Source organism: Carnimonas bestiolae (assembly GCF_051251145.1).
GTDB lineage: Bacteria > Pseudomonadota > Gammaproteobacteria > Pseudomonadales > Halomonadaceae > Carnimonas > Carnimonas bestiolae.
On sequence record NZ_JBPCZK010000001.1, the window covers coordinates 360,591 to 386,016 of the forward strand.

Consider the following 25,426-nt stretch of genomic DNA (forward strand, 5'->3'; position numbering starts at 1 on the left):
CTTATGTTGCAAAAGGTACTGATCGCCAACCGTGGCGAAATCGCACTGCGCATCCTGCGTGCGTGCAAAGAGCTCGGCATCAAGACCGTCGCCGCGCACTCCAAGGCCGATCGTGATCTTCTTCATGTCCGCCTTGCCGATGAAGCCGTTTGTATCGGCCCGGCCCCTTCGCCAGCTTCTTATCTGAATATTCCGGCACTCATCTCTACTGCCGAAGTTACCGATGCCCAGGCCATCCATCCTGGCTACGGCTTCCTGTCGGAAAACGCTGACTTTGCCGAGCAGGTCGAGCGCTCCGGCTTCACCTTCGTGGGACCGACCGCCGACGTTATTCGCCTGATGGGCGACAAGGTATCGGCCATCGAAGCAATGAAAGCCGCCGGCGTACCTACCGTACCCGGTTCCGACGGCCCGCTTCCCGACGATGAACAAGCACAGTTGGCCATCGCCGAGCGCATCGGCTACCCCGTTATCATCAAAGCCGCAGCCGGTGGCGGCGGTCGCGGTATGCGCGTCGTGCGTAGCCCGGATGAGCTCGTGGGTGCGGTCGCGATTACCAAAAGCGAAGCCGGAGCGGCGTTTGGCTCTAGCGTGGTGTACATGGAGAAATTCCTTGAACGCCCGCGCCACGTCGAAATTCAAGTATTGGCCGACGGTCAGGGCAATGCCGTCCATCTGTATGACCGCGACTGCTCGCTGCAACGTCGTCACCAGAAGGTGCTCGAAGAAGCGCCTGCCCCGCATCTCGATCCCGAGGCGCGCGCCAAAGTGCTGAAGCGCTGCGTCGATGCGTGCATTCAAATCGGCTATCGCGGTGCAGGTACGTTCGAATTTCTGTATGAAGACGGCGAATATTTCTTCATCGAAATGAACACCCGCGTGCAGGTTGAGCACCCGGTTACCGAGATGATTACCGGCATTGATATCGTCAAAGAGCAGCTGCGCATCGCTTCCGGCCTGCCGCTGTCGATCACTCAGGACGATGTGCAGGAAAACGGCCACGCCTTCGAGTGTCGTATCAACGCAGAGGATTCGCGCACCTTTATGCCGTCCCCCGGCAAGGTCACCTTCTACCACGCCCCCGGCGGTATTGGCGTGCGCATGGATTCACACCTGTACACGGGGTACTCGGTGCCGCCGAACTACGATTCATTGATCGGCAAGCTGATCACCCACGGTGAAGACCGCGCCAGCGCACTGGTACGCATGCGTAACGCGCTCGACGAACTGCTGGTGGAAGGCATCAAGACCAACATCGAACTGCAGCAGGATCTGGTAGTTGACGAAGCCTTCATGAAAGGCGGCGTTAACATCCATTATCTTGAGCACAAGCTCGGTCTAAGCTAAGCCTACGCTGTAAAGCACCATCGCCGGGGAGGTCTCGTTCAAGCGGGCCTCCCCGGTGTGTTTTATATCCTGCGTTACGCGACTTGTATCTGCGCAGGCGATGCGCCACTCTCTCGCACTACTTCTTTCACGTGCTTATTCATTCATAACGGTAATCAGGATCACTTTCATGGCATGGCTACAGCTTCACGCGCGCGTTGCCCCATCCTACGCAGAAACCCTCGAATCACTGCTGCTCGATGAAGGCGCTCAAGCCATTACCTTCGAGGATGCGGAGGATCGCCCGCTCTACGAGCCGGATTTGGGCACTACGCCGCTGTGGGCGGAAACGGTGCTGACCGGCCTCTACGATGATCTGGAAGGTGTCGATGCGATGCTGGAGCGCGTGCGAGCCGGCTGGAGCGCAGTAGAGCCCGAGACACCCTGCCCCGAGATCGACTATGAAGTGCTGCAGGACAAGGACTGGAGCCGCGAATGGATGGACGGCTTCGAGCCGCTGAAAATGGGCCAGAAGCTGTGGATTGTGCCGAGCTGGACCGACGCCCCCGAGCCCGATGCAGTTAATCTGATGCTCGACCCGGGGCTTGCGTTCGGCACCGGCACTCATCCCACTACTGCGCTGTGTCTTGAATGGCTCGATGGGCTCGCCATTGCAGACGCGCTAAGCGATACCGAGGTGCTCGACTTTGGCTGCGGCTCGGGCATTCTGGCGATTGCCGCGCTGAAACTGGGCGCGCACTTTGCGCAGGGCGTTGATATCGATCCGCAGGCACTGCTGGCCACCCGCGATAACGCCGAGCGTAACGGCATCGACGAACAGCAGTTGGCGGTTGCACTGCCCGAGCACGAGCCGCAGCGCCAGTACGCGATCGTGGTGGCCAACATTCTGGCCGGCCCGCTGGTCGAACTGGCGCCGACGCTGGCATCCCGCATGGCCCCGGGCGCACGTTTTGCGCTTTCAGGCATTCTCGCCAATCAGGCTGACGGTCTGGTCGATGCGTATCATCAGCAGGGCCTGATCGTCGATGATATCGCCACGCGCGAAGGCTGGGTGCGCGTGAGTGGCCATTTGCCAAGCTAAGCTGGCAGCATCGTCAGCGCGAGTGAGCCGTAAATAAATAGCCTGAAAACAGCGGCGCTCTGCCTTGAGCGCCGTGAAAAAGCGCAGCCTTTGCAGGCAAAGGCATTCTCAAATTGAATATTTTTTGATCACTTTGGTCTCAACGCGCCTTCAATTGCCCGCCACTTGGCGCTATCATAAGTCCCCCTTAATTCACCACTGCTGTCGAAGCGATCCGCGGATACGTCATGCCCTTTCAAATTGGCCCCCACCAGTTCGAAAATCGTCTGTTGTTGGCGCCCATGGCAGGCGTTACAGACCGCCCGTTTCGCAAGTTGTGCAAAGCGCTTGGGGCCGGCATTACGGTGTCGGAAATGCTGACGTCCGACCGACGTCTCTGGCATACCCCCAAGTCACGGCTGCGCCTTGATCATCGCGGTGAAACCGGACCACGGGTAGTACAAATTGCCGGTGGTGATGCCGAGATGCTGGCCGACGCCGCCCAGGCCAATGCCGAGCACGGTGCCGAAATCATCGATATCAATATGGGATGTCCGGCCAAAAAGGTGTGTAATAAAGCGGCGGGCTCAGCGCTAATGCGTGACGAAGTGCTGGTAGGCGAAATTCTTGAGGCAGTGGTCAGCGCCGTTAGCGTGCCGGTCACCTTGAAAATCCGCACCGGCTGGAGCAGCGATAGCCGCAACGGCGTACGAATTGCACGGCTCGCTGAGTCGCTGGGTATCAAGGCCATTGCCGTCCACGGGCGAACTCGCGACCAGAAGTTTGAGGGGGAAGCGGAATACGACACCATCCGCGCCGTCAAACAGGCAGTGAATATTCCGGTGATCGCCAATGGCGACATCGACTCCCCCGCCAAGGCGGCACAGGTGCTGGCCTATACCGGCGCCGATGGCGTAATGATTGGCCGTGCTGCGCAAGGCAATCCGTGGATTTTCCGTGAGATACAGCACTATCTGAGCTATGGCGAGCATCTGGCACCGCCCAGCAATGAAGAGCGATTGAACACCATGCGCCATCACCTCAATGCGCTGCACGAGCACTATGGTGATTTCATGGGCGTGAGGGTCGCTCGCAAGCACGTGGGGTGGTATCTCAGCACCCTCGCCGAGGGCCGCGAAGCACGCGCCACTTTCAACACGCTCGACAACGAACAAGATCAGCTCGACTTTCTCGATCACTTTTTTGACCAAGCGTCGATGCACTTGCCCGACGGAAGTACGCTCCAATGAATGAACGAATCACTATTCCCCCGCCCTACGAGGCCATCACTCAGGCTCCGTCCAATCACTCACAGAGTGAGCACACGACGCTGCGCGAAACGGTCGCCATGACTATGGATCGCTACTTCACCCATCTGGATGGCGAAAGCGTCAGCGATCTTTATCAGATGGTGATTACCGAAGTAGAGGCACCGCTGCTGGCCAGTGTGATGGAGCATGTTAACGGCAACCAGACGGCCGCATCGCAGATGCTGGGGCTCAATCGCGGCACCCTCAGGAAAAAACTGAAACAGTACGGATTGCTCTAACGCATCTCGAAGGCGAGGCCCGCTCAGGCTTCGCCTTCCTTCGTTTTACCGTGACCCGCCCGCTTGGCGGAGCGACTACTTACCCAACCCATCCAAAGAGTCTTGCATGAGTTCTTCCATTACTCCTATCCGTCGTGCGCTGCTCAGCGTTTCCGATAAAACCGGCATTGTTGATCTGGCACGCGCGCTCACCGAGCGTGGTGTAGAGCTGCTATCGACCGGCGGCACCTACAAACTGCTCGCCAGCGAAGGCATCGCAGTGCGCGAAGTGTCCGATTACACCGGCTTCCCCGAGATAATGGACGGTCGAGTAAAAACGCTGCACCCGAAGATTCATGGCGGAATTCTGGCGCGTCGCGGTCAGGACGATGACGTCATGAAGGCTCACGATATCGGCCCGATTGATATGGTGATCGTTAATCTTTACCCCTTCGAGCGCACCGTGGCGAACCCGGAGTGCAGCCTGGAAGACGCCATCGAAAACATCGATATCGGTGGCCCTACCATGGTGCGCGCCTGCGCCAAGAACCACGCCTATACCACTATCGTGGTCGATAGCGGCGACTACCCGCGCGTCATTCAAGCGCTGGCCGATCAGGACGGCGGCATCGATCACGCGCTGCGCTTCGATCTGGCAGTGAAGGCGTTTGAGCATACCGCAGGCTACGATGCAGCCATTGCCGCCTACCTGGGGCGTAAGGTAGAGGATGAAGAAACGCAGTTCCCGCGCACCTGGGGCGAGCGTTTCGTCAAGCGTGAAGAGATGCGCTACGGCGAAAATCCGCATCAGAGCGCAGCCTTCTATGCTGAAGCAGCGCCCAAGGAAGCCTCCATCGCTACCGCTCGGCAGCTGCAGGGCAAGGCGCTTTCCTACAACAACGTCGCCGACACCGACGCCGCGCTGGAATGCGTCAAGGCTTACAGCAAGCCCGCCTGCGTGATCGTAAAACACGCTAACCCCTGTGGCGTTGCGGTGGTGCCCGACAGCGAAGGCGGCATTCTCAGTGCCTATCAGCGCGCCTTTGCCACCGATCCCGAATCGGCCTTCGGCGGCATTATCGCCTTCAACCGCGAGCTGGACGGCGATACCGCCGCTGCCATCGTGGCCAAGCAGTTCGTCGAGGTGATCATTGCGCCCAGCATTAGCCAAGCAGCGCGTGATGCGGTTGCCTCGAAGAAAAACGTGCGCTTGCTGGAATGTGGAGAATGGCCCGCTGAGCGCAGCGCCGGCTGGGACTACAAGCGCGTGAACGGCGGCCTGCTGGTGCAGAGCCGTGACATCGGTATGATCAACGCCGACGAGCTAAAAGTAGTGACGCAGCGCGCCCCCACCGAACGTGAGCTGCACGACCTGATCTTCGCCTGGAAGGTTGCCAAGTTCGTTAAATCCAACGCGATTGTGTACGCCAAGGAGCGCCAGACCATCGGCGTTGGCGCGGGCCAGATGAGCCGCGTGAACTCCGCGCGTATTGCGGCGATCAAGGCTGAGCAGGCAGGGCTGGAAGTTGCGGGTTCGGTAATGGCCAGCGATGCCTTCTTCCCCTTCCGCGATGGCATTGATAACGCTGCTGCCGCAGGCATCAGCGCAGTGATCCAGCCCGGCGGATCGATTCGCGATGATGAAGTCATCCAGGCCGCCGACGACGCGGGTATCGCGATGGTCTTCACCGGCATGCGCCACTTCCGCCACTAACGGCAACTGCACAGCGGGCGCGTTCGAATCAATAAGATGAGACTAGCGCGCCCGCACTGCGTAGCGTGCGAATACGCAGAGCCCGCGAGCCATCCACGCTTGGCTATGCGCTAGCAAAAAAAGCCGCCGCCCCTAAAACGGGACGGCGGCTTTTTGCTTAATAGGAGTACTGCTTGCTTAACGATTACCCACCATGGCTAAAAATTCCCGGCGCATGTCCAGGTTGCTGCGCAGGCTACCCAGCATTACCGAGCTTTTCATGCTGGCGTGCTGCTTCTGCACGCCGCGCATCATCATGCACATATGCTGAGCTTCCACCACTACCGCTACCCCCGCGGCACCGGTCACCGCCTCAATGGCAGTGGCAATCTGATGGGTCAGCTCTTCCTGAATTTGCAGGCGACGCGCGTACATATCGACGATGCGCGCAAACTTCGACAGTCCCAGCACCTTGCCCTGCGGAATATAGCCAATATGGCAGCGCCCGATAAAGGGCAGCATATGGTGCTCGCACAGGGAATAGAGCTCGATATCCTTGACCACTACCAGTTCGTCGCTGGCGGAGGAAAACACCGCGCCGTTAACGATTTCATCCAGCGATTGATGATAGCCGCGGGTGAGATACTGCATCGCCTTGGCGGCGCGTTCTGGCGTGTCGAGCAGCCCTTCACGCTGCGGATCTTCACCGATATTGCTCAAAATCTCGCGGTAATGTCCCGCCAGAAAATCGTCACTCATGAATACTTCCAAACAAAAAAGCGGAGAGGTGGCGACCCTCGCTGAGAGCGGTGGCCGCACACAATGATGGCAGCATTCTAGCTGATTTCGCCCTTTTCGGACACACTCGCCCAGCAACAGCCTTTGCTACCGACAGCAGCATGCCAAAATGCGCTAGGCCAGCCATTGCGGCTGTTCCAGGCCGAGTCGCTGTACTTCCAGCGCGCGCACGTGATCACGCCAGAAATCACTCGATTCCATCCACGGAAATGCTTGCGGGAAAGCGGGATCATGCCAGCGATTGAGAATCCAGGCGCTGTGGCGCATCAAGCGGCAGGTACGCAGCAGCGGAATCCACGCCAACTCACGGCGGTCAAACTCACGGTACTCTTCGTACCCTTCGATAATTTCGGATAACTGCGCCTGCATGTCCTGTTCGTGATGCTCGCTTAGCAGCATCCACAGGTCCTGCACCGCAGGTGCGTAGCCGCAATCGTCGAAGTCGACCAACGCAAACTGCTCACCATCACCGAGGATATTGCCCGGATGGCAATCGCCATGCACGGCGATAGAGGCCACGTTTGGCAGCGACATGCGACCGATCGTGCGCACAATCGCCTCGGATACAGCAGCGTAATCATCGCGGGTGGTGCCGCTTAAGCGTCCGCTGGACAGCACCGCATCGCGGCTTTCCTTGCATAGGCTGGCAGCGTCAAAGCGCGGCCGGTGCGGCAGCGATAGCGAGGCACTGCTGGCATGCAGCCGGCCAATGGTTTGCCCCAGCGCAAATAGCTGCCCCATGTCATCCAGCTCAGGCGCACGACCGCGCAGTTGAGGAAACAGCGCCAAACGCTGCCCTTCCACGTGGAACAGGCTGACACCCTCCGCATTGCGCCATACGTCCCCCACCGGCACGCCCGCCGACGCTAATTGCCCCAACAGTCGGTGCTCGTCTGCGATGGCGGCATCGCTCCAGCGCTCTGGGCGGTAAAACTTGGCGACCCACGGCGTAAGGTCTTCATCGCGGAAGGCATACACGCGATTTTCATAGCTATTCAGTGCGAAGGGTTCTGAGCCAATACCGAAACCGGCGTCCTCAATGGCGCGCACCATGCGCGATGGGCTTAAGTCGGAGAACGGCGGGGAGAGAGAAGCCATGAGCAAGCCCTTAACGTGCAAAAGACTCAGTGTAGCCCAGCCCCAAGCCGGTAATGAAGAACCATTGTGACGAGGATGGCGACCGCGAAGGCAATAAAGGCCGCCGTCTTCACTTCACGTGCAAACGAGAGTCGCTGCGATGGCGCATCGGCCAGCGGCCACCAGCGACCGTTACGATAACGCCAGCGCCCCCAGCACAGCAGAGTGACCAACAGCGCCACGACCAGCAGCACTACGCCCAAAAGGGAAGGCAGCGTTAGCATGATGCTTGCCACCTTTCGACATCTGAGTTTTCTTTACATAGTCTTAATATCATCATGAATCGCTTCTACTTATGCGTATTACTCGCGCTTTAGATACCCCTACAAGACGTCTGGGCATCGACGGCGCTTTTTGTTACCGGTAGACTTCGGGATCGATTAAAGGCTCAGTTTAGTGTTCAGCGAGCTTCAAGAGCAGCCCCCAACCAATGCGCCGCTAATGGCCATTCATGGGAGAGCCGCTCTGCACAATAACGCAGCATTCGCACAGATCGCACGTACACGTATGGAGAGTACGTGCTGTTTCAAGGAGTAATTGATGATCGTCGCCGATTCTCAAGCGCCGATTGAGTGGCTGATGCAGGTGCTCCCTTATATTGGCGGAGCCTTAGCCATTTTCGTAGTAGTGATGCTGATTGTAGGGAAGTTCTGGATATTCCCTCATCCTTCCACCCGCCATGCGCGCAATCGTCGCAAGCGGGGCAGACGCACGTCCTAAGCGTGTTTGGCCGCGGGGGTACGCGCCAGCGCTAGCCCCCCGACCCACTCGGCCCCTGCCTCGAAACAAGCGCGGGCCAGCACCTCCAGGGTGGCACCGGTCGTCATCACATCATCGAACAGCAGCACCCTGGCTGGCAACGGCCCGCTAATCGCAAAAAGATCACTGATATTGCGCCACCGCTCTTCACGCCGCAGGCCGCGCTGACTACCCACGCTGTAGCGCCGCTTCGCCGCTAGCAGCGGTTTCCCCAGCGCCTTCGCCAAACGTTTTGCCAACCACTGGACGTGATCGAAACCACGCTGACGCTGGCGGATCACATCCGGCGGCACCGCCACAATCGCCTCGCACTGCCACAGCGACTCCAAACGCTCGCTTGGTGAAGCGGCGCTAAGCACGCTTAACGCCAGCTCCAACAGCAGCCGCCCTGCATGCAAATTGCCGCTGCTTTTATAGCGCCGCACCAACCACTCGACTTCATGCTGCAGCACCAATGGCACCCAACACTGGTGCAACAGCCCCGGCGCAACCTGACAGCGCTCGCACTCCCGTTGCCCCACTGCCGCTGCGTGTTCAGCCATCGGCACCGCGCACAACCAGCACGCGTGATCATTACGCGGCAACGCCCTGAAGCAACGTTCACACCACGGCAGCCCCACCATTGCCCTACCGCGACACAGTGGGCAAAAGCCCGGCAGCCAGCGCAGCAAGAGCCGCTCGTGCCACCCGAATAATTCCATTTTGTACGCCTTTTAATCGCCATTCACGAAGGCGACATTCGGCAGAAACTGGCGTGAATTTAGGCCGTTAGCAAAATCAGTCTTGCGATTCGCGATATGGCTAGGCATAATGCGCAGCGCGCCGACCTGGTGGAATTGGTAGACACGCTAGATTTAGGTTCTAGTGCCTTATGGTGTGAGAGTTCGAGTCTCTCGGTCGGCACCATATTTTAGTTCGCGGATGTTCGTTGTCGTCCGCAAACTCCCGCCAGTACTGACTTCCTTGCCTTTTCGTAGTTCTCTGTTGTTCGTTGAAATCCGTGGTTATACTGACTCGCCCTGTACACTGTGGTGTACACAAAAAGTCTGTGTACACGGAGATAGCCATTAGGTGCAGAGAGAGACGTGAAATCCTCTATCAGGCACTGTCACCACTCCCTCGAGCCAGCGCCTCACGTCTTGACCGTATCCCCTACGACACCAGTGCACTCACCGACGCTTTTAAACGTTGGGCCAATCGAGAGCTGATAACCGCTACTGGTCTTTCGAAAATCTCTAGAGCCTTCGCGACAATGATCTTCACAGAGCGCCGTTTGCATAGTTGCTTGGCAGCGGAAGAAGCCAAGCTTTGCCACCGACAATCTTGAGCCGGCCGGTTTTTCCCGTACTCGCCTAAAGCGCCATTGGATTGTTCAGAGCGCGAGGGCCATAATCGATGCCCTTTCTATTAATACCATTGCCTATCTGGGGAGCTATTGCAGATGGTTGTGCGCGAAACTCCGGGGTTCTGGCGCCTCTTCTTCGTTATGCAGGGATCGATTCTCCCCAAAACGCTACCCAAGGTTGTCGCTATTCTGGTGCTGGCTATAGTCGCCACCGTGCTGCACCGCTATTACCCTGAGCTATTTTCCGTGTCGAGCGTGACAGCCTTTACGTTGCTGGGTATATCGCTCTCGCTGTTTTTGGGATTCAGGAACCACGCCAGCTACGAACGATGGTGGGAAGGACGGAAAATTTGGGGATCGCTGATGTTCTCCAGCCGTAACCTGCACCGTCAGATGAACACCTTTTTCTGCGCCGAAGATGAGCTCAGCCGCGCGTGCAGAACGCGGATTGCTCGCCTTAACATCGCCTTTATTTATGCCGTGAACCGTCGCCTTCGCCCGAACCATAACGAGTTCGAGGCCGCACGCTTCCTGACGGCTGAAGATAGTGCCTTGCTGGAAACACGCAGTAATAACGCCGTTGCTATCTTGCAGATAATGGGGCGTGAGCTAGGGAAATGGCACCGGCAAGGGCTGATTGATAGCGTTTCGCTGCGAGATATCAATCGATGCCTCAATCAGCTGTCGGAAGACTACTGTGCCTGCGAGCGCATTCTGACGACGCCGATTCCCTTCGCCTATATGCTGCTTCTGCATCGCACCGCCTATGCCTACTGCGTGCTGTTGCCTTGGGGCTTGGTGGCCTCAATTGGCATGGCCACTCCCATCGTTGCCGCGCTGGTGGCCTATACGTTTTTCGGGTTCGACGCGCTGTCAGAAGAACTCGCTTCGCCCTTTAGCCGCGACACCAACAGTCTGCCAATCGACGCCATGACGCGACAGTTGGAAATAGAAACCCTCCAAGCGGTAGACAGTCCGCTGGACGCTCCCGCACCGCTAACGGGACGCGGCTACATAGTGAATTAGCCGCTGAACGACTGCTGCCCCTTCAGCGTCTTTCTCAGAAGGCTGATGGGGCAGTACCTCTTATATGCGCGCCCCTTCTCATCACTCCGCTAATGCGGCAAAGATCAGCGCAATCGCTTTGGCGCCGGGGTCCATATGCCCTTTCTGGACATCTTCCGGTACATAGGCGGCTCGGCCTGCGGTGGCTTTCATCTGGGCAGTATGCTCGGCGCCTTGGTGGGCGGCGTGCGCTGCTTGCTGAAGCGATTTTCCTTGCTGCAGTAGCGCTACCGCGGGGATAAGCGCGTCGAGCATGGTGCGGTCGCCTTGGTGTGCTCCGCCATAGTAGGTGACTTTCTCGATGCCATTGGCCAAAGCGTTGGGCAGTGATTTGCCTGCGCTGAGTGACGCGCTGGCGGCGGTCAGCAGCATCGATAGCAGAATGCCGCTGGAGCCTCCCATGCTGCGCTCGAGCAGGCGCGCGAGCTGCGCGGTCAGAAGCGCGGCATCACCGCTGCTCAGCTGTTCCTGCTCAAGCGCTTTCAGCAGGGCATTGGCACCTGCGGCGAAGGTACTGCCTGCATCGGCATCACCGCTGTGACCGTCCAGCGCATTCAGGTCATCGGTATGGTCAATCAGCGTCTTGGCGACGTTGGAAAGTGTCGCTTCAATGGCGTTATCACGCGGCTGGTCAGGATCGATGGGGTTGTCGTGTGACTCGGGCGCCTGGCGGTGCTGCGGCTGTTGAGGCGAAATCGCGGCGGGCCAGGCGCTCACGTTGACCGGTGCCGACAGCGCTTCGATCAACTCCGGAGTGCTGGGAAGCGTAGTGACCGAGAAGCCGTGCATGCCGAGCGCGCTCATCATCACCGCTGGACCGATCAGCAGATCGATAGCGCTATGCCCCAGTTCGGCGACCAGCGCCGCTGCCAACACCTCCCTCTCTTGCGGGGAGCAGCCGCCTAAATCATTGAGCGCGACGATCCAGTTGCCTTCCTCGCGTGGCAGCTTGAGCGCGGCAACCACCTGCTGAACCGCGTCCCGAGCGGAAGTCACGTTGGTGTAATGGGCTCCTGGCTCGTTATGGATGCCCAGCCCCAGCGCAGGCTGCTGTTTGGGAGCGGACTGCCCCGGCATCTGCGCGGGAGCCAATGCCAGGCCCACCGTGCGCAGCCGCTGTGCACTGTCGCGTGCACGCTCGGCAACGCTCGCCAACGACGCCCCCTTGCTGGCGTAAAACCCAGCAATCTTGTGGATCAGCACGGTACCGGCAAGACCGCGCGGATGCTGCATCCCCTCAAGCGACACGTCGTCACCGACCAGCACCACTTCCACCTTCAGCCCTTTGGCCCGACAGCGCTCGGCAGCCAAACCGAAATTAAGCCGATCACCGGTGTAGTTCTTGACCACCAGCAGGCAGCCCGCCGTTCCGGTAACGGCTTCGATAGCACTTTCAATGGCACCTACACTGGGCGAAGCGAACACTTCCCCAACAATCACACCGGTCAGCATGCCTGGCCCGACGAAGCGGGCATGCGCAGGCTCGTGCCCCGCGCCTCCGCCAGAGAGCACCGCTACCTGGCCGTTATCACTGCGCCAATCGTTACGCAGCACCACACGACCACCGCCCTCGGTCGATAGCTCTACCAACTCCGGCGAAAGCAAAACACCATCCAGCACCGCTCCCACCACATCGTGGGTATTATCAAGAAAAGAGGTCATGTCACGCTCCAGTGAAAATTCCGGCAATCGACTAGATCAAATCCTGAGCGTCAGCGAGCGTCGCTGTAAAGCGCCTCGCACATCAGTTCGACCATCGTCCCACTGCCTGATCGCACACGCCATCACCACTAACCGCCTCTGCTGCCCCACCAGCACACCATCACTGCGCTTACGCCTGAAGGTCCCCTCAGTTCATCTCGCTCCGCCTCCGGCCTGCCCTTTCGAACACACCGAAACCCGCTTAAGCCTGAAGGCCCGGTTCCTACGCGCTAACGCACCAACTCGCTCAGCCGGCAGCGTATCCCTTCTCGCACACCGCTACCGCGCTTGCGCGCGGAATTCTCCGTCTACTCGCATCGTCATGCTCAGCCTCAACATACCTCTCGTACACGCGGCTACCTCGCTGAGCCTGAAGGCCCCTGCCTTTCTCCCAAACCCGCCCAGCCACTCGCTCCTTTTTAACCCATCGCCAATTGGTGTCGGCTGCGCGTGATCCGCGGCGTTGCACACTCGCTCGCCCCTCGCGTTTCACAAAAAAAGCGGCGCTGATGCGCCGCTTCTTCTTTTGCTATGTCGGGAAAGTAATACCCGCGCAGTTAATGGTGAGAGGAACTGTGCGGTGCATCGAGCAGGCTTTCTTTGCTGTCCTTGATAAAGAAGATGTACACCACCAACGATACCGCCATGATCGCCGTCGCGTAGGTGATAAAGGCGTTCAGGTGGTCGGTGCTGATTGCTGCCTGATACAAGAGCGGTGCAGTGCCGCCGAAGGCCGAATTACCCACTGCGTAACCAAAGCCAACCCCAAGCGCCCGCACGTGCGCGGGGAAAAGCTCGGCCTTCACCAAGGCGTTGATCGAGGTATATCCGGTCAAAATCACGAAGCCGATGCCTAAGGTCACAAAGGCCGACAGCCAGGTATTTTGTTCGGGCAGCGCCGTTAGCAGATACCAGGTGTAAAGCACGCCGCCGGTACCGAAGAACACCAGCAGCGCTTTACGTCCCACCTTGTCGGACAGCGCACCGCCGATCGGCTGCAGCACCATCAGCAGTACCAACACCAACAGGTTAATCACCGTACCTTCGATTTTACTGCCGCCGGCAAAGTTACTCTGGATGATGCGCGGACCTGTAATCGAATAGGTGTAGAAGGCAATGGTGCCGCCCGCTGTTACCAAAAAGCAGATCAGAAGCGGCTTCCACTGATTGACCAGAAGCTCGCGCATCGAGCCTTGCGGGCGTCGCTGCTGGCCTTCTTCTGCGTTCGAGGAAAGCGACTCATCCATGCTGCGGCGGAGGATAAAGGCCCCAATCGCGCCGCATCCTCCGATCGCAAACGCCACGCGCCAGCCCCAGCTCGATACCTGCTCGGTATCGCAGCACAGCAGCATGATCAACAGCACCACCTGCGCCAGTACCTGTCCACCGACCAGCGTGACGTAATGGAAGGAGGAAAGAAAACCGCGCCAGCCTTTGATCGCCGACTCTGACATATAGGTCGCACTGGTGCCGTATTCACCGCCAGTGGCGAAGCCCTGCACCAGCCGTGCCAGCAGTAGCACCAGCGCTGCGCCGGAACCAATAGTCGCCGCGGTAGGCGCAAGAGCGATCACAAAGGAGCAGGCCGCCATCACCATTACTGATAACGTTAGCGCTTTGCGCCGCCCATGGCGGTCAGCGAAGCGGCCAAAGTACCACGCGCCGATTGGCCGCATCAGGAAGGTGGCGGCGAAGATGGCCCACACATAAATCGCTGAGTTTTTTTCGCCCGGAGCGAAAAAGTGGTGTTCGAAATAAACAGCAAACACCGAATAGACGTAAACGTCGTACCACTCGATCAAATTACCAGCGGACCCTTTGAGGGTGTTGGACACAGAACGCCGCAGCGTCCGCGTTTCGGAGTGTTGCTCTTTCACAGATGATGTCGGAGTAGTCATTAATCAGGCTCTAGCGCGTTATACGTTGTTATACGGCATCCCTTTGCGGGCGATAGCGTTACCAAACCGGTCACGTTACTACGAATTAGCACACCTGAAGATTCGCCTAAAGGCGACTAGCCAAGTGAGAGACGTTAATGCTTGCGTTTGCTGAACGTGCTTTTTCTACCAGCACGCACCATGAGGCGAACAGCGGATAGAGGCGAAGGTGATGCGTTATGAGCATACACAGAAAGGGAAGGTGTCTGGAATCGTTGCTTAGCAATAGCGCCAAACGAAGGAAGGAAACGGCGGGAAAAAGAGAGGCCCCTTGAAGACCAAGGGGCCAACATACCCAGAAGGAATCTTGCTATTACGTAGACCCGCGCTGATACAAAAAGTTTCGTATCTCAACACATTTTTTTACGTTATTTGCGCATATCCATGCCGTTGCAGTGCCTCTGGCACGCTTCAACATAGACAATACGCGGGGAAGCACGACACCTTCACCGCAGCGCGTTATCATGAGGACATCCCATAGCGGCAAACACATTGCCAAGGAAACCACCATGTATTTATCTCGCGCCCGAGTCGCAACGCTTTGCACAACCCTCGCGCTTGCTATCGGTAGCAGCAGCGCGCTTGCCCAAAGCACTAGCGACAACATCGCCACCGAGGCAAATCGTAGCGCCCAGCAAAGCAGCCGCAGCCTGCAGTACAATCAGGCACGCCAGCAGCACTTCATGAATCAGAGCAACGCTCAGCGTTATCACTCAGCGGACAGCACCATCAATCGAAGCCAGCGCACCCAGCAGTTGCAGCGCTCCAATCAGCGCGTTCAGCAAACGCGTCAGCAGTTGGCTCAACCCACCCAGCCGTACCACCCCACCAGCACGCGCCCGAGTAACAGCAGCAGCGCCAGTTCGTCAGTATCTACGCGAGGGAAATAGCCCGTGTTCAAGCGCCAGATGTTCGACATGCGTACCCGCCGGCACCTGCGGTTGCTCCGCAACGGCCCCGGTATCAAACAACAGCGTTATCGTCGGATCGTGCGCCAGGAAGAGCTGCAGTGGTATATCACCATTGCAGTGGCGCTTATGGTACCGGTAGGAATTGCGCTTGGCGTGTTTATGTCGGAAAGCAGCTTCAAGGCCCTTTTCAACATAGGCTGAGCATCGGCTCGCCGAATCAGCGCCCTGCCAACGAAGCGTTAACGGCCCTTATCAACCTGCTCGAGCGGCGAAGGATGCTTGCCATCCTGCCAGCCCAAACTTGAGGCCCGCTGGCGATCGAACCAGCGCAACGTCGAATGCAGCGCCACCACCTCACCCACCACAATCAGCGTGGGCGGCGCGATATCGACGTCGGCCACCGATGTCACGATGTCATCAAGGGTGCCACAGTGCACACGCTGACGAGCCGTGGTGCCCTGCTCGACCAGCGCAATGGGCGTCGAGCCCTGCGCCCCGTGAGCCACCAACTGCTCGACAATGGTCGCGAGACTGCCCAGCCCCATGTAGAACACCAGCGTTTGCCCCGCCGACGCCAGCGTGTACCAATCGAGATCAACGCTGCCGTTCTTGAGATGTCCGGTCACAAAGCGCACCGACTGCGCGTAGTCGCGATGCGTCAGCGGAATGCCGGCGTAGGCCGCCACCCCCAGTGCAGCGGTAATGCCGGGCACCACCTCAAACTCGATACCGGCATCGACCAACTCGTCGAGTTCTTCACCGCCGCGCCCAAACATGAACGGGTCGCCGCCCTTCAGCCGCACCACCCGATAGCCTGCGCGCGCCCAGTCGACCAGCGCCTGATTAATGCCTTCCTGTGGCACGCTATGCTGCGACCGCGCCTTGCCAACATAGAAGCGCTTTACCTGCGGCGGCGCCAGCGCAAGTACCTCATCGCTGACCAAGCGGTCGTGAATGAGCACTTCGGCCTCGCGCAATCGCGTTAACGCTTTGAGGGTCAGCAGTTCGGGGTCGCCCGGCCCGGCCCCCACCAGACTCACTCGACCACGGCTAAAATCGCCTGGCTCAAGGTCACTGCGAGCGCTGGGCACCGTGACATTAAGCGGTAGCCTTAGCGTACTGCGCTCGGCAAATCGTGGCGCATAAAATGCGATGTCTGCTGCTTCTGCCTGAGCGACCAGCTCACTGTCACGCTGCTCAGTGCCTGTTGCAATCAGCCAGCACTGCCCTTTCAGCGCGCTTGGAAAACGCGCATCGCGCGCCCAGCCGTGTGCCTCCATTAACCGCTGCATGGCACCGCACAGCGAATCGGCATGCACACACAGCGCCACCGGCTCCAAACGCTCTGCCAGCGCCAGCGCATCGCGCCCGCCACCAAACAGGTGGAGGTCGAACATGCCGAGCGAGGTAATCACGTTCTGCGCCATCAGTAGCTTCCTGCCATGCAGCCGCCTAGCGCGGCAGATTGATGCGCTCGATACCGCCCATGTAGGGGCGCAGCGCTTCAGGAACATCGATCGAGCCGTCGGCCTGCTGGTAGTTCTCGAGCACCGCCACCAGACAGCGACCCACCGCCAGTCCTGAGCCGTTCAGCGTATGCACCAGCCGTGGCTTCTTATCGTCCTTGCCGCGCGTGCGCGCTTGCATGCGACGTGCCTGATAGTCTTCGGTGTTGGAAATCGACGAGATTTCACGATAGGTGTTCTGGCTGGGCAGCCACACTTCCAAATCGAAGGTTTTGGCCGCAGTGGCGCCCAAATCACCAGTGCATAGCGCCACCTTGCGATAGGGAAGATTGAGCGCTTCCAGCACTGCTGCCGCATGCCCGACCATTTCGTCGAGCGCCGCATAAGAGTGCTCCGGTGCCACTACCTGCACCATTTCGACCTTGTCGAACTGATGCTGGCGAATCATGCCGCGGGTGTCCTTGCCGTAGGCGCCTGCTTCGGCGCGGAAGCACGGGGTGTGCGCAGTCACCTTGAGCGGCAGCTGATCGCTAGGAATAATTTCGTCACGCACCAGATTGGTTAGCGGGACTTCGGCGGTCGGAATCAGGCGAAAATCGTTTTCGACGTTGAGTGCGAACAGGTCTTCGCCAAACTTCGGCAGCTGGCCAGTGCCGCGCAGGGAGTCGGTGTTAACGATATAAGGCACATAGTGCTCGAGATAGCCGTGTTCCAGCGTTTGCTTGTCGAGCATGAATTGCGCCAGAGCACGATGCAAACGGGCAATTTCACCGCGCATCACCACAAAGCGCGCGCCGGTAATCTTGGCCGCCGTTTCAAAATCGAGACCGCCGTTCAGCTCGCCAAGATCGGTGTGGTCGCGCACCTCGAAATCGAACTCGCGCGGTGTGCCCCAGCGCGCTACCTCTACGTTGTCGTTTTCGTCGCGGCCTTCCGGCACGCTCTCGTGCGGCACGTTAGGCAGCCCCAGCACGATGTCGTCGAGCGCGGCCTGGACGTCAGCGTACTGCTCGCTGGCGGCCGCCAGCTTCTCCTTGAGCGCCTCTACCGCTGCCATCTGCTCACTGGCATCTTCCCCGCGCGCCTTGGCCTGACCGATCGCTTTGGAACTCGACTTGCGCTCGCCCTGCAGTGATTCAACTTCTGCCTGAAGCTCGCGACGGCGCGATTCAAGGGAGGAGAACTGCTCTGCGTCAAAGAGATAACCACGAGTCTTGAGACGTGCCGCAACGCCATGCGGGTCGCTGCGCAGCAGTTTAGGATCGAGCATTGGTCTGGTTCCAAAGAGTCAAAGAAGTGTATTTCAGCGCGACGCGCCGATCAGATATTGTAAGGAAAACCGCGCTGAAGCTCTATGCTTCATTCGCGCCTGTCAGGGCCACCGATGCCCACCGACAGCTTTAGCCGCCCGATTGTTTAGCGAGAAACCGCCATGACCGACGACAGAAACACGCGCCATAAAAACGCGATGCAGAAACTCAAGGCCCATGTTGACCAGCGCATTGCCGATGCCCAACAGGAGCGCGGACTACTGCTGGTGTTTACCGGCAACGGCAAGGGCAAGACCACTGCGGCCTGGGGCACCGTGGCACGCGCACTGGGCTATGGCTATGGCGTAGCGGTGGTGCAGTTCATCAAGGGCGAATGGGAGTGCGGCGAGCGCCTGCAACTGGCCGAAGATGCCAATCTTCAGCTTGCCACCATGGCCACCGGCTTTACCTGGGAAACCCAGAATCGCGACAGCGATCGCGCGGCCTGCGAGGCCACCTGGGCCAAGGCCGAAGCGATGCTCGCGGACGCCAGCCGCTATCTGGTGGTACTGGATGAGCTAACCTACATGCTCAAATTCGGCTATCTGGATATTCAGCGCGTCAAGCGTGCGCTGGCCCATCGCCCTGCCGAGCAAAGCGTGATTATTACTGGTCGCAACGCGCATCGCGAGTTAGTGGAGATGGCCGATACCGTGACCGAGATGGCAGAGACACGCCACGCCTTTAACCAGGGCCTCAAGGCTCGACGCGGTATCGACTACTGATGCTGCTCCACGCGGTATCGGTATTGGATTAGCGCCCATTAGCAGAGCCATCTGCTCCAGCATGCCAACCCGCAGCGTGGGGCCGCCCTACCAAGGCCAGCGCTTGAGCGCTTATTCATGCACTAGCGAGTGCCGATGTCGATAGGCGCGAACCACAGGAATCAGGAAGAACAGCGCGTTAATGCACTGACCGGCAAAAAAAGCCCAGGCCGCGCCAACAACCCCGAAGTTTTGCATGCACAGCACCAGCAGCACGATATAGCAGATCGCGCCTAGCCCTTCAGCGATCAGCGCGTCGCGCTGACGGTGCGCCATGTACAGCAGGGATTCCAGCGGGAAGGCGGCCATCGAGATGACCACTGCCCACAGCATAATCTGCAGCAATTCAAAGGCTTCAACATAGCGCTCGCCAAATACCAGCAAAATCAGCGACTTGCCGAATAGCTCTACCAGCACAATCATTATCAGCCCTAGCCCGAACGACAGCGCGCCGCTGCGAATGGCCAATGTCCAGGGACGCTTGCTGCTTGGGTCGAGGCGCATGATTTCAGGATAGAAGCTCTTCTCAAGCAGTTCAGAAGGCATTCCTGCCGCACTGAAAAACGATGTCGCGATCTTGAAAAGTCCCGCCGCCGCTGGCCCTAACACCACCCCGACAATCACGTTACTGCCAGCGTTACGCAGCGAATACACCGAATGCGCCAGATTGGTGGTCCAGACGAAGTTCCACGAGGTTTCAATCGAGCGTGCCGCCGAAAACAGGCGCGGGCGCAGCGCCCCTTTGATATCTTGCCGCCGCAGTTCGTAGATGGCCCCCCCCCACAGCAGTAGATTCCCTACCAGCCCGGTGAGGTACCAGGTAATCAAGAACCCGGCGAAACCCAGCTCGAAGTACCACGCAACGACGCTCCCTGCCGCCTGCAAGGCAGGCTTCACCATCTGCTGTAATGCAATCAGATCGAAGCGGTCGATGGCACGCAGAATGCCCGTGCTGGTAGCCGAGGTCATGAACGGAATCAGCGTGCAGAAGCCCAGCGCTAGCCAGGTATCCGACGCCGCCAGTCCCATCGCATGGCCCAGCCACGGCAGCAGCAGCATGCCGGCAACGGTGGCAATACCGCCGCTCATTAGATCGAGCCCGAACGAAAAATTGGTAACGTTACAAAAGCGCTGCAAATCTCCTTTTGCCAGCGCCGGGGCACCAAATCGCACCACCATTTGCCAGGTCTGGAATTTGGCGACGTCACTGACCACCTTGGCGTAGGCCTGCACCACCACCAAGGTACCGAAAGCAGCATTGGACATGCCGTGGCCCGCGCAGGTGAGTGCCAGCAGCCCAAACAGCGCGCCCACGATATTGCTCGACAACAGCCACGAGGCGTTGCGAATAATGGATTTGAAAACGTTATCCTTCACGAAAAGCCTGTGGGATAGAGGAAAACAGCGCGCTGGTCGCTCAGCCGTGCTGAACAACGCGTGCAATATTAACGACGTACGACCGATGATAGGCGACCACCCAGCGGCGTCGCGCCAGCGTTCATTAGCGCGGTAGACAGTGAATCCATCCTGGCGCCGGCGCAAATTCTACCTCAAGGCCGCATTTATCCCCAATGCCTCGATTTGCCTTGGCATGCTGTCAGGCGCGACACCTTCACTAGATGCCCAGTAACACCGCACCTTTTCTGCAGTCCTGAACCTGCAGCCCTGAACCCGCAGTCCGCAGGCTTCAGTGCTCAAGCTTTTGCGTCACGCTATCGATCTTGTCCTGCATGCTTTGCGCACGATCGGTGCGCGTTCCCACCTTCAGCGTAGTATTGATGCGCGGCGCGCCCATCTCGTGCACAACCTCGTGACAGCGCTTCACCGCTGCGAACACCTCATCCCAGTCGCCCTCGACATTGGTGCCGTACGCGTGCATGCGATGACTCAGCCCCGCCTCCTCAATCACTCGCTGGCAGGCCGCTACATAGGGAGACACCGATAGCCCCACGCCCATCGGGATAACACAGATATCAATAATGACCTTCATACTTGGCCCCTTTTGTTCACTTTTACCTGCACCGTGCTCAGCAATGCAGCGCTGTCCAACGCAGCACACGGCGTCCACTCGTCAGACTAGGTCACGAAGCGTTTTTAGCTGCGAATGTTGCGCCAGCGGTGCAAGGCTCTGCTGAAACGGCGCTGGGCAATTCCGCGTAACGATCTACGCTTATGCTTGACTGATCAAACGATAGGGAGTTCCTAACACCGCCCGACTCAATTAACATTTACTTAGGGCTTGCACGCCAGCGCAGGCAGGCAGCAAGCCATACGCTCGTTAGGATACCGCCAGAATGGGCAAATTCTGTTATCCTTAAGACAATTAGACAGCGAACAATCTCCCGCCATTCAGGCAGTGGCACCCTATCGCTACCTGAATCCCCGCGCCAGAAGCAGTCGCTAAGTCACGCAGAACATTCCACAAAACAGGAAAGGGACATGGCAAGCAACTCAGCCAACGGGTCGGGGCCGCTTCCCGATTCGCAAAGCAAGCGCATCGCAGAATCACTCCTTGAAGGCTCCGGCATTACATTCAATGGCAGCAACCCGTGGGACATTCAGGTACACGATCCCGCTTTTTTTGGCAAAGTGCTGCGCGGCGGATCACTGGCCCTCGGTGAAAGCTATATGGAAGGCCTGTGGGATTGCGAGCAGATCGACGAAATGATTCTGCGCCTGCTCAACCATGGTCTGGGAGATCGCGCCGAAAGCCCGCTGCGGCGTGCGCTGTATCAGTTGCAGTCAAACTTCATCAATCTGCAGAGCAAAACGCGCGCCTTCATTGTTGGCAAGCAGCATTACGATCTGGGTAATGATCTATTCGAGCGTATGCTTGATTCGACGATGTGCTACTCATGCGCTTACTGGAAGGACACCGACGATCTGCATCAGGCCCAGTTGAACAAACTGGATCTGGCCGCGCGCAAGCTTGGACTTGAGCCGGGCATGAAGGTGCTGGACATCGGCTGCGGCTGGGGCAGCTTCGCTTACCATGCCGCGACCCACTACGGCTGTGAAGTAACCGGCATCACCATTTCCAAGGAACAGGCCGAATACGCCCGCGAGCGCTGCAAGGATCTACCGGTCGAGATTATTCTCGAAGACTACCGCGACTTGACCGGTGAGTACGATCGCATTGTCTCGATTGGCATGTTTGAGCACGTAGGTCACAAGAATTACCGCACCTACTTCGAGTCGGCCAAGAAGCTGCTTAAGCCCGATGGCCTTTTTGTGCTGCATACCATTGGCAGCAACGGCACCAGCATTGGCGCGGACCCCTGGATCAACAAATACATCTTCCCCAATGGCGTGCTACCGTCAATCGCGCAGATTTCTCGCCCCACCGAAGATCTCTTTGTGATGGAAGACTGGCAAAACTTCGGCGCCGACTACGACCGTACCCTGATGGCGTGGCACGAGCGCTTTGAACGCGCCTGGCCTGAGGTCAAGCACAACTACAACGAGCGTACCTACCGGATGTTCCGCTACTACCTGTTGATCTGCGCCGGTGCCTTCCGCGCCCGCGATATTCAGCTATGGCAAGTGGTGTTCTCGAACCGTCGGCCCGGCCGCTACGACGCGCCGCGTTAACGCTAGCCGTCTACCAGCGAAGGGAGCCAAATGGCTCCCTTCGTGCGTTTAGCCGTTTTCGGTATTCTCAGGAGATGTGGCGCTAGTCGACAATCATGCGAGTACCGGGAAACAGATTCAGAAAATGGTGAATCAGCCACGCCACCACCACGGTCACACTCACGGCGAACGCCACCGACGTAATACGGTACAGGTCGCTGTATATCAGGTCCTGATTGGGCTGCAGGTACTGACCAAACAAAATGGCAATGGTGGTCATGGCACCAAAGCCAACGCCCGAGCCCACCTTTTCGGTCGCGTGCATGCGCGCGGTCAGCATCAGCCCTATCCATAATAGCGGGATCACCAGCAGCAGCTTATTGAAGGCATCGTACACCACCAATTGCGCGACCAGCCCGTAGCAGCAGCCAATAATGATGCCGATCAATCGCCAGCGCGCCGCTACCTTCAAGCCCTCAAAATGCATCGGAAACAGAATCAGAATGGTCGCCACCTGCGCCGACAGCGAATCCTGCAGATTGAATACCTGAAACACCACAAATGACAGCGTAGCGCAGCTGGTACCGAGCAACGTTTCGTGACGAATGCGCGATAGCGGTTTGTTGACCGGCGGCGGCGGTTGACGCGGTTCGACATCGGGAAATAGCCACGCGGCGAAAAAACCCAACACCACCGACAGCGACGTGGCCGCCATGGAACTCGCCAGCAGGTCGTGCAGGTCCGTCGTTGGATAGCTGGCGAAGTGGAAACACACGCTCAAGGACACCATGCTGCTGGCGCCAAACAGAAATAGCATTCCTCGGCTCATCAAGCGAAAACGCAGGTAAAACAGCAGGAACACCAGCACGGTCATGACCACCGGCATATGGCTGAAGAAGCCGGCGATCAGCGCCACTTCAACGCTGTTGATCATCGATGAGATTAAAAACTGCCGCGCGACGTGGCCCGTTAATACCGGCACCAATGCCGTCAGCAGCAGCGGATACACACAGAAGAACACCCCGAAGTTGAGGCCAAACAGCTTGCAGATAACGAAGCCCAGCGTCGACGCCGTGGCGGCACGCAGGCACTGGCGCAGATCGTTGCCCGACAGCGGATGATCACGAAGCGGGAAGATATCACCGCGCGTGATACGCGCTATGCGCCCTTCACGCGAAGCAGGCGCCGGCGGCTCAGTAGACATAGTGCACCCAGCTGACGAAGCGAATTTGCAGCGCGCCAAAAAGATGGGCAACCGGGTTATCGCCGGGATACAGCTGCACCGTGGCGCGCGCGCCTGTAGCGAGCGGTGAATCGGGACGCTGATCGAGCACCAGATGAACACGCATGCGCTGAGCATCACGCACCCAGCGATCGCTCTTGACCGGTTCGGCCAGCGTGCCGTCGGCCATGTACTGACCATCCTTAACGCCTGCGTCGCGCGCGCTCAGGTGCGCCTTGAACACCTGCCCGGGCAAGCCATCGAAGACCACCGCAGCACGGGTGCCATCAGCGCTGGTACGCAGGCTCTTCTCACGAAAATCAGCGGTCAGGTCAGGCATATCACCGACCAGCGCCAGCGTGGCAGCCCCCGTTGCGGCGTAATCGCCCGCGCTCAACTGCAGGTTACTAATCACCCCTGAGGTATCGGCCCGTACCTCGGTGTACCTAAGATTGAGCTGCGCCGTGCTGACCGCGTTTTCGGCCTGACGCAAACGCAGGTTATTCCGTCCCGCTTCGCCGCGATTCGCCATTAACTGCTCAACGGCCGCTTGCTTGGCTGCCACCGCAGCACGATCGCTCTGGTAGCGGGCATCGGCCTGATCACGTACCTGTCGCGAGATGCTGTTCTGCCCAGCCAGCGATCGATAGCGCTGCAAATCGTGCAGACTGTTAGCGGCGGTGGCTTTGGCCGCCTCCAGATCGGCACGCGCCGATGCTATCTGGGCATCCAGCATGCGGTTTTCACGCTGCGCTTGTTCGAGGTTCAGCTGCGCCTGCGCCAGCGCCAATTGGTAGGGCCGATCGTCGATGCGGTATAGCAGCGCCCCTTCCTCAACGTGCTGATTATTATGCACCGCGACCTCAGTCACGCGTCCGCTCACTTGCGGCGCCACCGGCGTTACCAGTCGCAGCAAACGCGCCTCTGGCGTGAGCGGCATATGGGTATCGGCGATGATGAAATACACGAAGGCCAGCGCGAACACGACGAGTGCCGCCTGCACCCAGCGGTTAAAGCGTTGTTCAGGAGTCATGCACGGTTTCCGGTGTTATAGAGAGTTCACGGTATCTGTAACGATATGATTGCCAATAAAGCGATCTACGCTGTGTTGCTCGTTGTTATGCGCATCAGTGGTTATGCGAGCGACAAGGCGCACACTATCTTGCCCACCACGATGCGATCCCCATGCGTCGCATCATGGTGGGCAGCGCATCTTTATCACATCAGGTTGTGCGACAGTTTCTGCAGCACGCGAATGAATTCGGCCAGCTCTGCTTCGGTAATGCCTTCTAGCGTTTCTTTCACCACCTGCTGACGCACCGCATCGGCCTTGATCTGAAGCGCGCGGCCGGCGGCGGTAAAGTGCACCGCTCGCGCCCGTTTATCCGACTCACTGCAGCGCCGCTCAACTAGCCCGTTGGCTTCCAACTGATCCAGCGAGCGCGACAGCGAAGGCATTTCGATGCCGAGCGCCGATGCCAGCACCGACTGAATAACGCCCTCCCCCAAACGCTCAATTTGCATCAACACTTCCCAGCGCGACTGAGTAAGCCCCAACGGCTGCATGCGTTCGTCAAGGTTACTGCGCCAGCGGCGCGAGGCACTGGCCAATTGGAGCCCGAGAGGCGCATCGGGTGAGAAGTTGGAATCAAGCATGGGTCACCAATATTTACTTTGCTAAGTAAATATTAGATTAACAAAAAATGAAGGTGGTTTCGAGACCAACGGATAAGGTCGATGACAGGCGCACTGAGTGGCACAAAATTGCGCAGGGTGGCATAGTAGCGGTACTTTTTCTTGCATCCGCGCAGTC

General features: G+C 58.6%; 24 protein-coding genes and 1 tRNA gene. 12 read left to right on the forward strand and 13 right to left on the reverse strand.

What is annotated here, in order from left to right; translation table 11 throughout:
- Nucleotides 1–3: 3 nt before the first annotated feature.
- The 5 genes from accC to purH all read left to right on the forward strand — a co-directional run bounded on the left by accC (nt 4) and on the right by purH (nt 5,649).
- Nucleotides 4–1,347 (forward strand): acetyl-CoA carboxylase biotin carboxylase subunit, encoded by a 1,344-nt coding sequence (gene accC / locus R84865_RS01670; protein ID WP_435631714.1) that lies wholly within the window; start codon nt 4–6, stop codon nt 1,345–1,347.
- Nucleotides 1,348–1,516: 169 nt separating this feature from the next.
- Entirely contained in the window at nt 1,517–2,428 is a 912-nt protein-coding gene (gene prmA / locus R84865_RS01675; protein WP_435638668.1) for a 50S ribosomal protein L11 methyltransferase, read from the forward strand.
- A gap of 227 nt (nt 2,429–2,655) precedes the next feature.
- The gene (gene dusB, locus R84865_RS01680; RefSeq protein ID WP_435631716.1) at nt 2,656–3,657 is read left to right on the forward strand and encodes a tRNA dihydrouridine synthase DusB; all 1,002 of its coding nucleotides are present in this window, start codon (nt 2,656–2,658) and stop codon (nt 3,655–3,657) included.
- Entirely contained in the window at nt 3,654–3,956 is a 303-nt protein-coding gene (gene fis / locus R84865_RS01685; protein WP_435631717.1) for a DNA-binding transcriptional regulator Fis, read from the forward strand. The genes dusB and fis overlap by 4 nt, the downstream gene beginning before the upstream one ends.
- Nucleotides 3,957–4,062: 106 nt before the next feature.
- Nucleotides 4,063–5,649, forward strand: coding sequence for a bifunctional phosphoribosylaminoimidazolecarboxamide formyltransferase/IMP cyclohydrolase (gene purH / locus R84865_RS01690; protein ID WP_435638669.1), 1,587 nt, complete (start codon nt 4,063–4,065; stop codon nt 5,647–5,649).
- Between the two features lie 177 nt (nt 5,650–5,826).
- On the opposite strand, the gene folE is transcribed toward purH, so the two are convergent.
- From folE to R84865_RS01705, 3 genes are all read right to left on the reverse strand, one after another.
- Nucleotides 5,827–6,387, reverse strand: a complete 561-nt coding sequence (gene folE, locus R84865_RS01695) for a GTP cyclohydrolase I FolE (protein ID WP_435638670.1) — start codon at nt 6,385–6,387, stop codon at nt 5,827–5,829.
- A 153-nt stretch (nt 6,388–6,540) separates the two neighbouring features.
- Nucleotides 6,541–7,524, reverse strand: coding sequence for a serine/threonine protein kinase (locus R84865_RS01700; RefSeq protein ID WP_435638671.1), 984 nt, complete (start codon nt 7,522–7,524; stop codon nt 6,541–6,543).
- Between the two features lie 26 nt (nt 7,525–7,550).
- On the reverse strand, nt 7,551–7,787 hold the full coding sequence (locus R84865_RS01705) for a hypothetical protein (protein ID WP_435631721.1): 237 nt from the start codon (nt 7,785–7,787) through the stop codon (nt 7,551–7,553).
- Nucleotides 7,788–8,103: 316 nt separating this feature from the next.
- Between R84865_RS01705 and R84865_RS01710 the strand changes: the two genes are divergently transcribed.
- Nucleotides 8,104–8,283, forward strand: coding sequence for a hypothetical protein (locus R84865_RS01710; protein ID WP_435631722.1), 180 nt, complete (start codon nt 8,104–8,106; stop codon nt 8,281–8,283).
- Here R84865_RS01710 and R84865_RS01715 read toward each other — a convergent pair.
- Nucleotides 8,280–9,023: a ComFC family protein gene (locus R84865_RS01715; protein ID WP_435631723.1), complete on the reverse strand. Its 744-nt coding sequence runs from the start codon at nt 9,021–9,023 to the stop codon at nt 8,280–8,282. The two genes, R84865_RS01710 and R84865_RS01715, sit on opposite strands and share 4 nt — an antisense overlap.
- 120 nt (nt 9,024–9,143) lie before the next feature.
- Between R84865_RS01715 and R84865_RS01720 the strand changes: the two genes are divergently transcribed.
- Both R84865_RS01720 and R84865_RS01725 read left to right on the forward strand, forming a co-directional pair.
- Nucleotides 9,144–9,228, forward strand: a tRNA-Leu gene (locus tag R84865_RS01720).
- A 535-nt stretch (nt 9,229–9,763) separates the two neighbouring features.
- Nucleotides 9,764–10,693: a bestrophin family protein gene (locus R84865_RS01725; protein WP_435638672.1), complete on the forward strand. Its 930-nt coding sequence runs from the start codon at nt 9,764–9,766 to the stop codon at nt 10,691–10,693.
- An 81-nt stretch (nt 10,694–10,774) separates the two neighbouring features.
- Here the strand turns inward: R84865_RS01725 and R84865_RS01730 are convergent, their stop codons facing one another.
- Together R84865_RS01730 and R84865_RS01735 are read right to left on the reverse strand one after the other, a co-directional pair.
- Nucleotides 10,775–12,394, reverse strand: a complete 1,620-nt coding sequence (locus R84865_RS01730; RefSeq protein ID WP_435638673.1) for a dihydroxyacetone kinase subunit DhaK — start codon at nt 12,392–12,394, stop codon at nt 10,775–10,777.
- A 596-nt stretch (nt 12,395–12,990) separates the two neighbouring features.
- Nucleotides 12,991–14,331 (reverse strand): MFS transporter, encoded by a 1,341-nt coding sequence (locus R84865_RS01735; protein ID WP_435638674.1) that lies wholly within the window; start codon nt 14,329–14,331, stop codon nt 12,991–12,993.
- A gap of 548 nt (nt 14,332–14,879) precedes the next feature.
- Between R84865_RS01735 and R84865_RS01740 the strand changes: the two genes are divergently transcribed.
- On the forward strand, nt 14,880–15,260 hold the full coding sequence (locus R84865_RS01740; protein WP_435632900.1) for a hypothetical protein: 381 nt from the start codon (nt 14,880–14,882) through the stop codon (nt 15,258–15,260).
- Between the two features lie 3 nt (nt 15,261–15,263).
- Nucleotides 15,264–15,482: a hypothetical protein gene (locus R84865_RS01745; protein ID WP_435632901.1), complete on the forward strand. Its 219-nt coding sequence runs from the start codon at nt 15,264–15,266 to the stop codon at nt 15,480–15,482.
- Between the two features lie 38 nt (nt 15,483–15,520).
- Here the strand turns inward: R84865_RS01745 and cobA are convergent, their stop codons facing one another.
- Both cobA and serS read right to left on the reverse strand, forming a co-directional pair.
- The gene (cobA, locus tag R84865_RS01750; RefSeq protein WP_435638675.1) at nt 15,521–16,708 is read right to left on the reverse strand and encodes a uroporphyrinogen-III C-methyltransferase; all 1,188 of its coding nucleotides are present in this window, start codon (nt 16,706–16,708) and stop codon (nt 15,521–15,523) included.
- Nucleotides 16,709–16,733: 25 nt separating this feature from the next.
- On the reverse strand, nt 16,734–18,017 hold the full coding sequence (serS, locus tag R84865_RS01755) for a serine--tRNA ligase (protein WP_435638141.1): 1,284 nt from the start codon (nt 18,015–18,017) through the stop codon (nt 16,734–16,736).
- A 162-nt stretch (nt 18,018–18,179) separates the two neighbouring features.
- Between serS and cobO the strand changes: the two genes are divergently transcribed.
- Nucleotides 18,180–18,782: a cob(I)yrinic acid a,c-diamide adenosyltransferase gene (cobO, locus tag R84865_RS01760; protein ID WP_435632904.1), complete on the forward strand. Its 603-nt coding sequence runs from the start codon at nt 18,180–18,182 to the stop codon at nt 18,780–18,782.
- Between the two features lie 111 nt (nt 18,783–18,893).
- Here the strand turns inward: cobO and R84865_RS01765 are convergent, their stop codons facing one another.
- On the reverse strand, nt 18,894–20,198 hold the full coding sequence (locus tag R84865_RS01765) for a lipopolysaccharide biosynthesis protein (protein WP_435638676.1): 1,305 nt from the start codon (nt 20,196–20,198) through the stop codon (nt 18,894–18,896).
- Nucleotides 20,199–20,508: 310 nt separating this feature from the next.
- On the reverse strand, nt 20,509–20,811 hold the full coding sequence (locus R84865_RS01770; protein ID WP_435632906.1) for an MTH1187 family thiamine-binding protein: 303 nt from the start codon (nt 20,809–20,811) through the stop codon (nt 20,509–20,511).
- A 449-nt stretch (nt 20,812–21,260) separates the two neighbouring features.
- Between R84865_RS01770 and cfa the strand changes: the two genes are divergently transcribed.
- Entirely contained in the window at nt 21,261–22,412 is a 1,152-nt protein-coding gene (gene cfa, locus R84865_RS01775; RefSeq protein WP_435632907.1) for a cyclopropane fatty acyl phospholipid synthase, read from the forward strand.
- An 82-nt stretch (nt 22,413–22,494) separates the two neighbouring features.
- On the opposite strand, the gene R84865_RS01780 is transcribed toward cfa, so the two are convergent.
- The 3 genes from R84865_RS01780 to slyA all read right to left on the reverse strand — a co-directional run bounded on the left by R84865_RS01780 (nt 22,495) and on the right by slyA (nt 25,269).
- Complete coding sequence (locus tag R84865_RS01780) at nt 22,495–23,595, reverse strand: DUF2955 domain-containing protein (RefSeq protein WP_435638677.1); 1,101 nt, start codon at nt 23,593–23,595, stop codon at nt 22,495–22,497.
- Nucleotides 23,585–24,646 carry an HlyD family secretion protein gene (locus R84865_RS01785; RefSeq protein WP_435638678.1) on the reverse strand — a complete coding sequence of 354 codons (1,062 nt, stop codon included), beginning with the start codon at nt 24,644–24,646 and terminating at the stop codon, nt 23,585–23,587. Before R84865_RS01785 ends, R84865_RS01780 begins: the two co-directional genes overlap by 11 nt.
- Before the next feature lie 185 nt (nt 24,647–24,831).
- Nucleotides 24,832–25,269: a transcriptional regulator SlyA gene (gene slyA / locus R84865_RS01790; RefSeq protein ID WP_435638679.1), complete on the reverse strand. Its 438-nt coding sequence runs from the start codon at nt 25,267–25,269 to the stop codon at nt 24,832–24,834.
- Nucleotides 25,270–25,426: the final 157 nt, after the last annotated feature.

Bases quoted from the DNA above. Each gene is read 5' to 3' on its own strand.
- R84865_RS01730 (WP_435638673.1), bottom strand. From the start codon at position 12,394: ATGACCTCTTTTCTTGATAATACCCACGATGTGGTGGGAGCGGTGCTG.
- purH (WP_435638669.1), top strand. From the start codon at position 4,063: ATGAGTTCTTCCATTACTCCTATCCGTCGTGCGCTGCTCAGCGTTTCC.
- R84865_RS01725 (WP_435638672.1), top strand. From the start codon at position 9,764: ATGGTTGTGCGCGAAACTCCGGGGTTCTGGCGCCTCTTCTTCGTTATG.
- folE (WP_435638670.1), bottom strand. From the start codon at position 6,387: ATGAGTGACGATTTTCTGGCGGGACATTACCGCGAGATTTTGAGCAAT.
- slyA (WP_435638679.1), bottom strand. From the start codon at position 25,269: ATGCTTGATTCCAACTTCTCACCCGATGCGCCTCTCGGGCTCCAATTG.
- R84865_RS01705 (WP_435631721.1), bottom strand. From the start codon at position 7,787: ATGCTAACGCTGCCTTCCCTTTTGGGCGTAGTGCTGCTGGTCGTGGCG.
- cobO (WP_435632904.1), top strand. From the start codon at position 18,180: ATGACCGACGACAGAAACACGCGCCATAAAAACGCGATGCAGAAACTC.
- R84865_RS01785 (WP_435638678.1), bottom strand. From the start codon at position 24,646: ATGACTCCTGAACAACGCTTTAACCGCTGGGTGCAGGCGGCACTCGTC.
- serS (WP_435638141.1), bottom strand. From the start codon at position 18,017: ATGCTCGATCCTAAACTGCTGCGCAGCGACCCGCATGGCGTTGCGGCA.
- prmA (WP_435638668.1), top strand. From the start codon at position 1,517: ATGGCATGGCTACAGCTTCACGCGCGCGTTGCCCCATCCTACGCAGAA.
- cobA (WP_435638675.1), bottom strand. From the start codon at position 16,708: ATGGCGCAGAACGTGATTACCTCGCTCGGCATGTTCGACCTCCACCTG.
- R84865_RS01700 (WP_435638671.1), bottom strand. From the start codon at position 7,524: ATGGCTTCTCTCTCCCCGCCGTTCTCCGACTTAAGCCCATCGCGCATG.
- R84865_RS01710 (WP_435631722.1), top strand. From the start codon at position 8,104: ATGATCGTCGCCGATTCTCAAGCGCCGATTGAGTGGCTGATGCAGGTG.
- R84865_RS01780 (WP_435638677.1), bottom strand. From the start codon at position 23,595: ATGTCTACTGAGCCGCCGGCGCCTGCTTCGCGTGAAGGGCGCATAGCG.
- R84865_RS01770 (WP_435632906.1), bottom strand. From the start codon at position 20,811: ATGAAGGTCATTATTGATATCTGTGTTATCCCGATGGGCGTGGGGCTA.
- accC (WP_435631714.1), top strand. From the start codon at position 4: ATGTTGCAAAAGGTACTGATCGCCAACCGTGGCGAAATCGCACTGCGC.
- fis (WP_435631717.1), top strand. From the start codon at position 3,654: ATGAATGAACGAATCACTATTCCCCCGCCCTACGAGGCCATCACTCAG.
- dusB (WP_435631716.1), top strand. From the start codon at position 2,656: ATGCCCTTTCAAATTGGCCCCCACCAGTTCGAAAATCGTCTGTTGTTG.
- R84865_RS01715 (WP_435631723.1), bottom strand. From the start codon at position 9,023: ATGGAATTATTCGGGTGGCACGAGCGGCTCTTGCTGCGCTGGCTGCCG.
- R84865_RS01740 (WP_435632900.1), top strand. From the start codon at position 14,880: ATGTATTTATCTCGCGCCCGAGTCGCAACGCTTTGCACAACCCTCGCG.
- R84865_RS01735 (WP_435638674.1), bottom strand. From the start codon at position 14,331: ATGACTACTCCGACATCATCTGTGAAAGAGCAACACTCCGAAACGCGG.
- cfa (WP_435632907.1), top strand. From the start codon at position 21,261: ATGGCAAGCAACTCAGCCAACGGGTCGGGGCCGCTTCCCGATTCGCAA.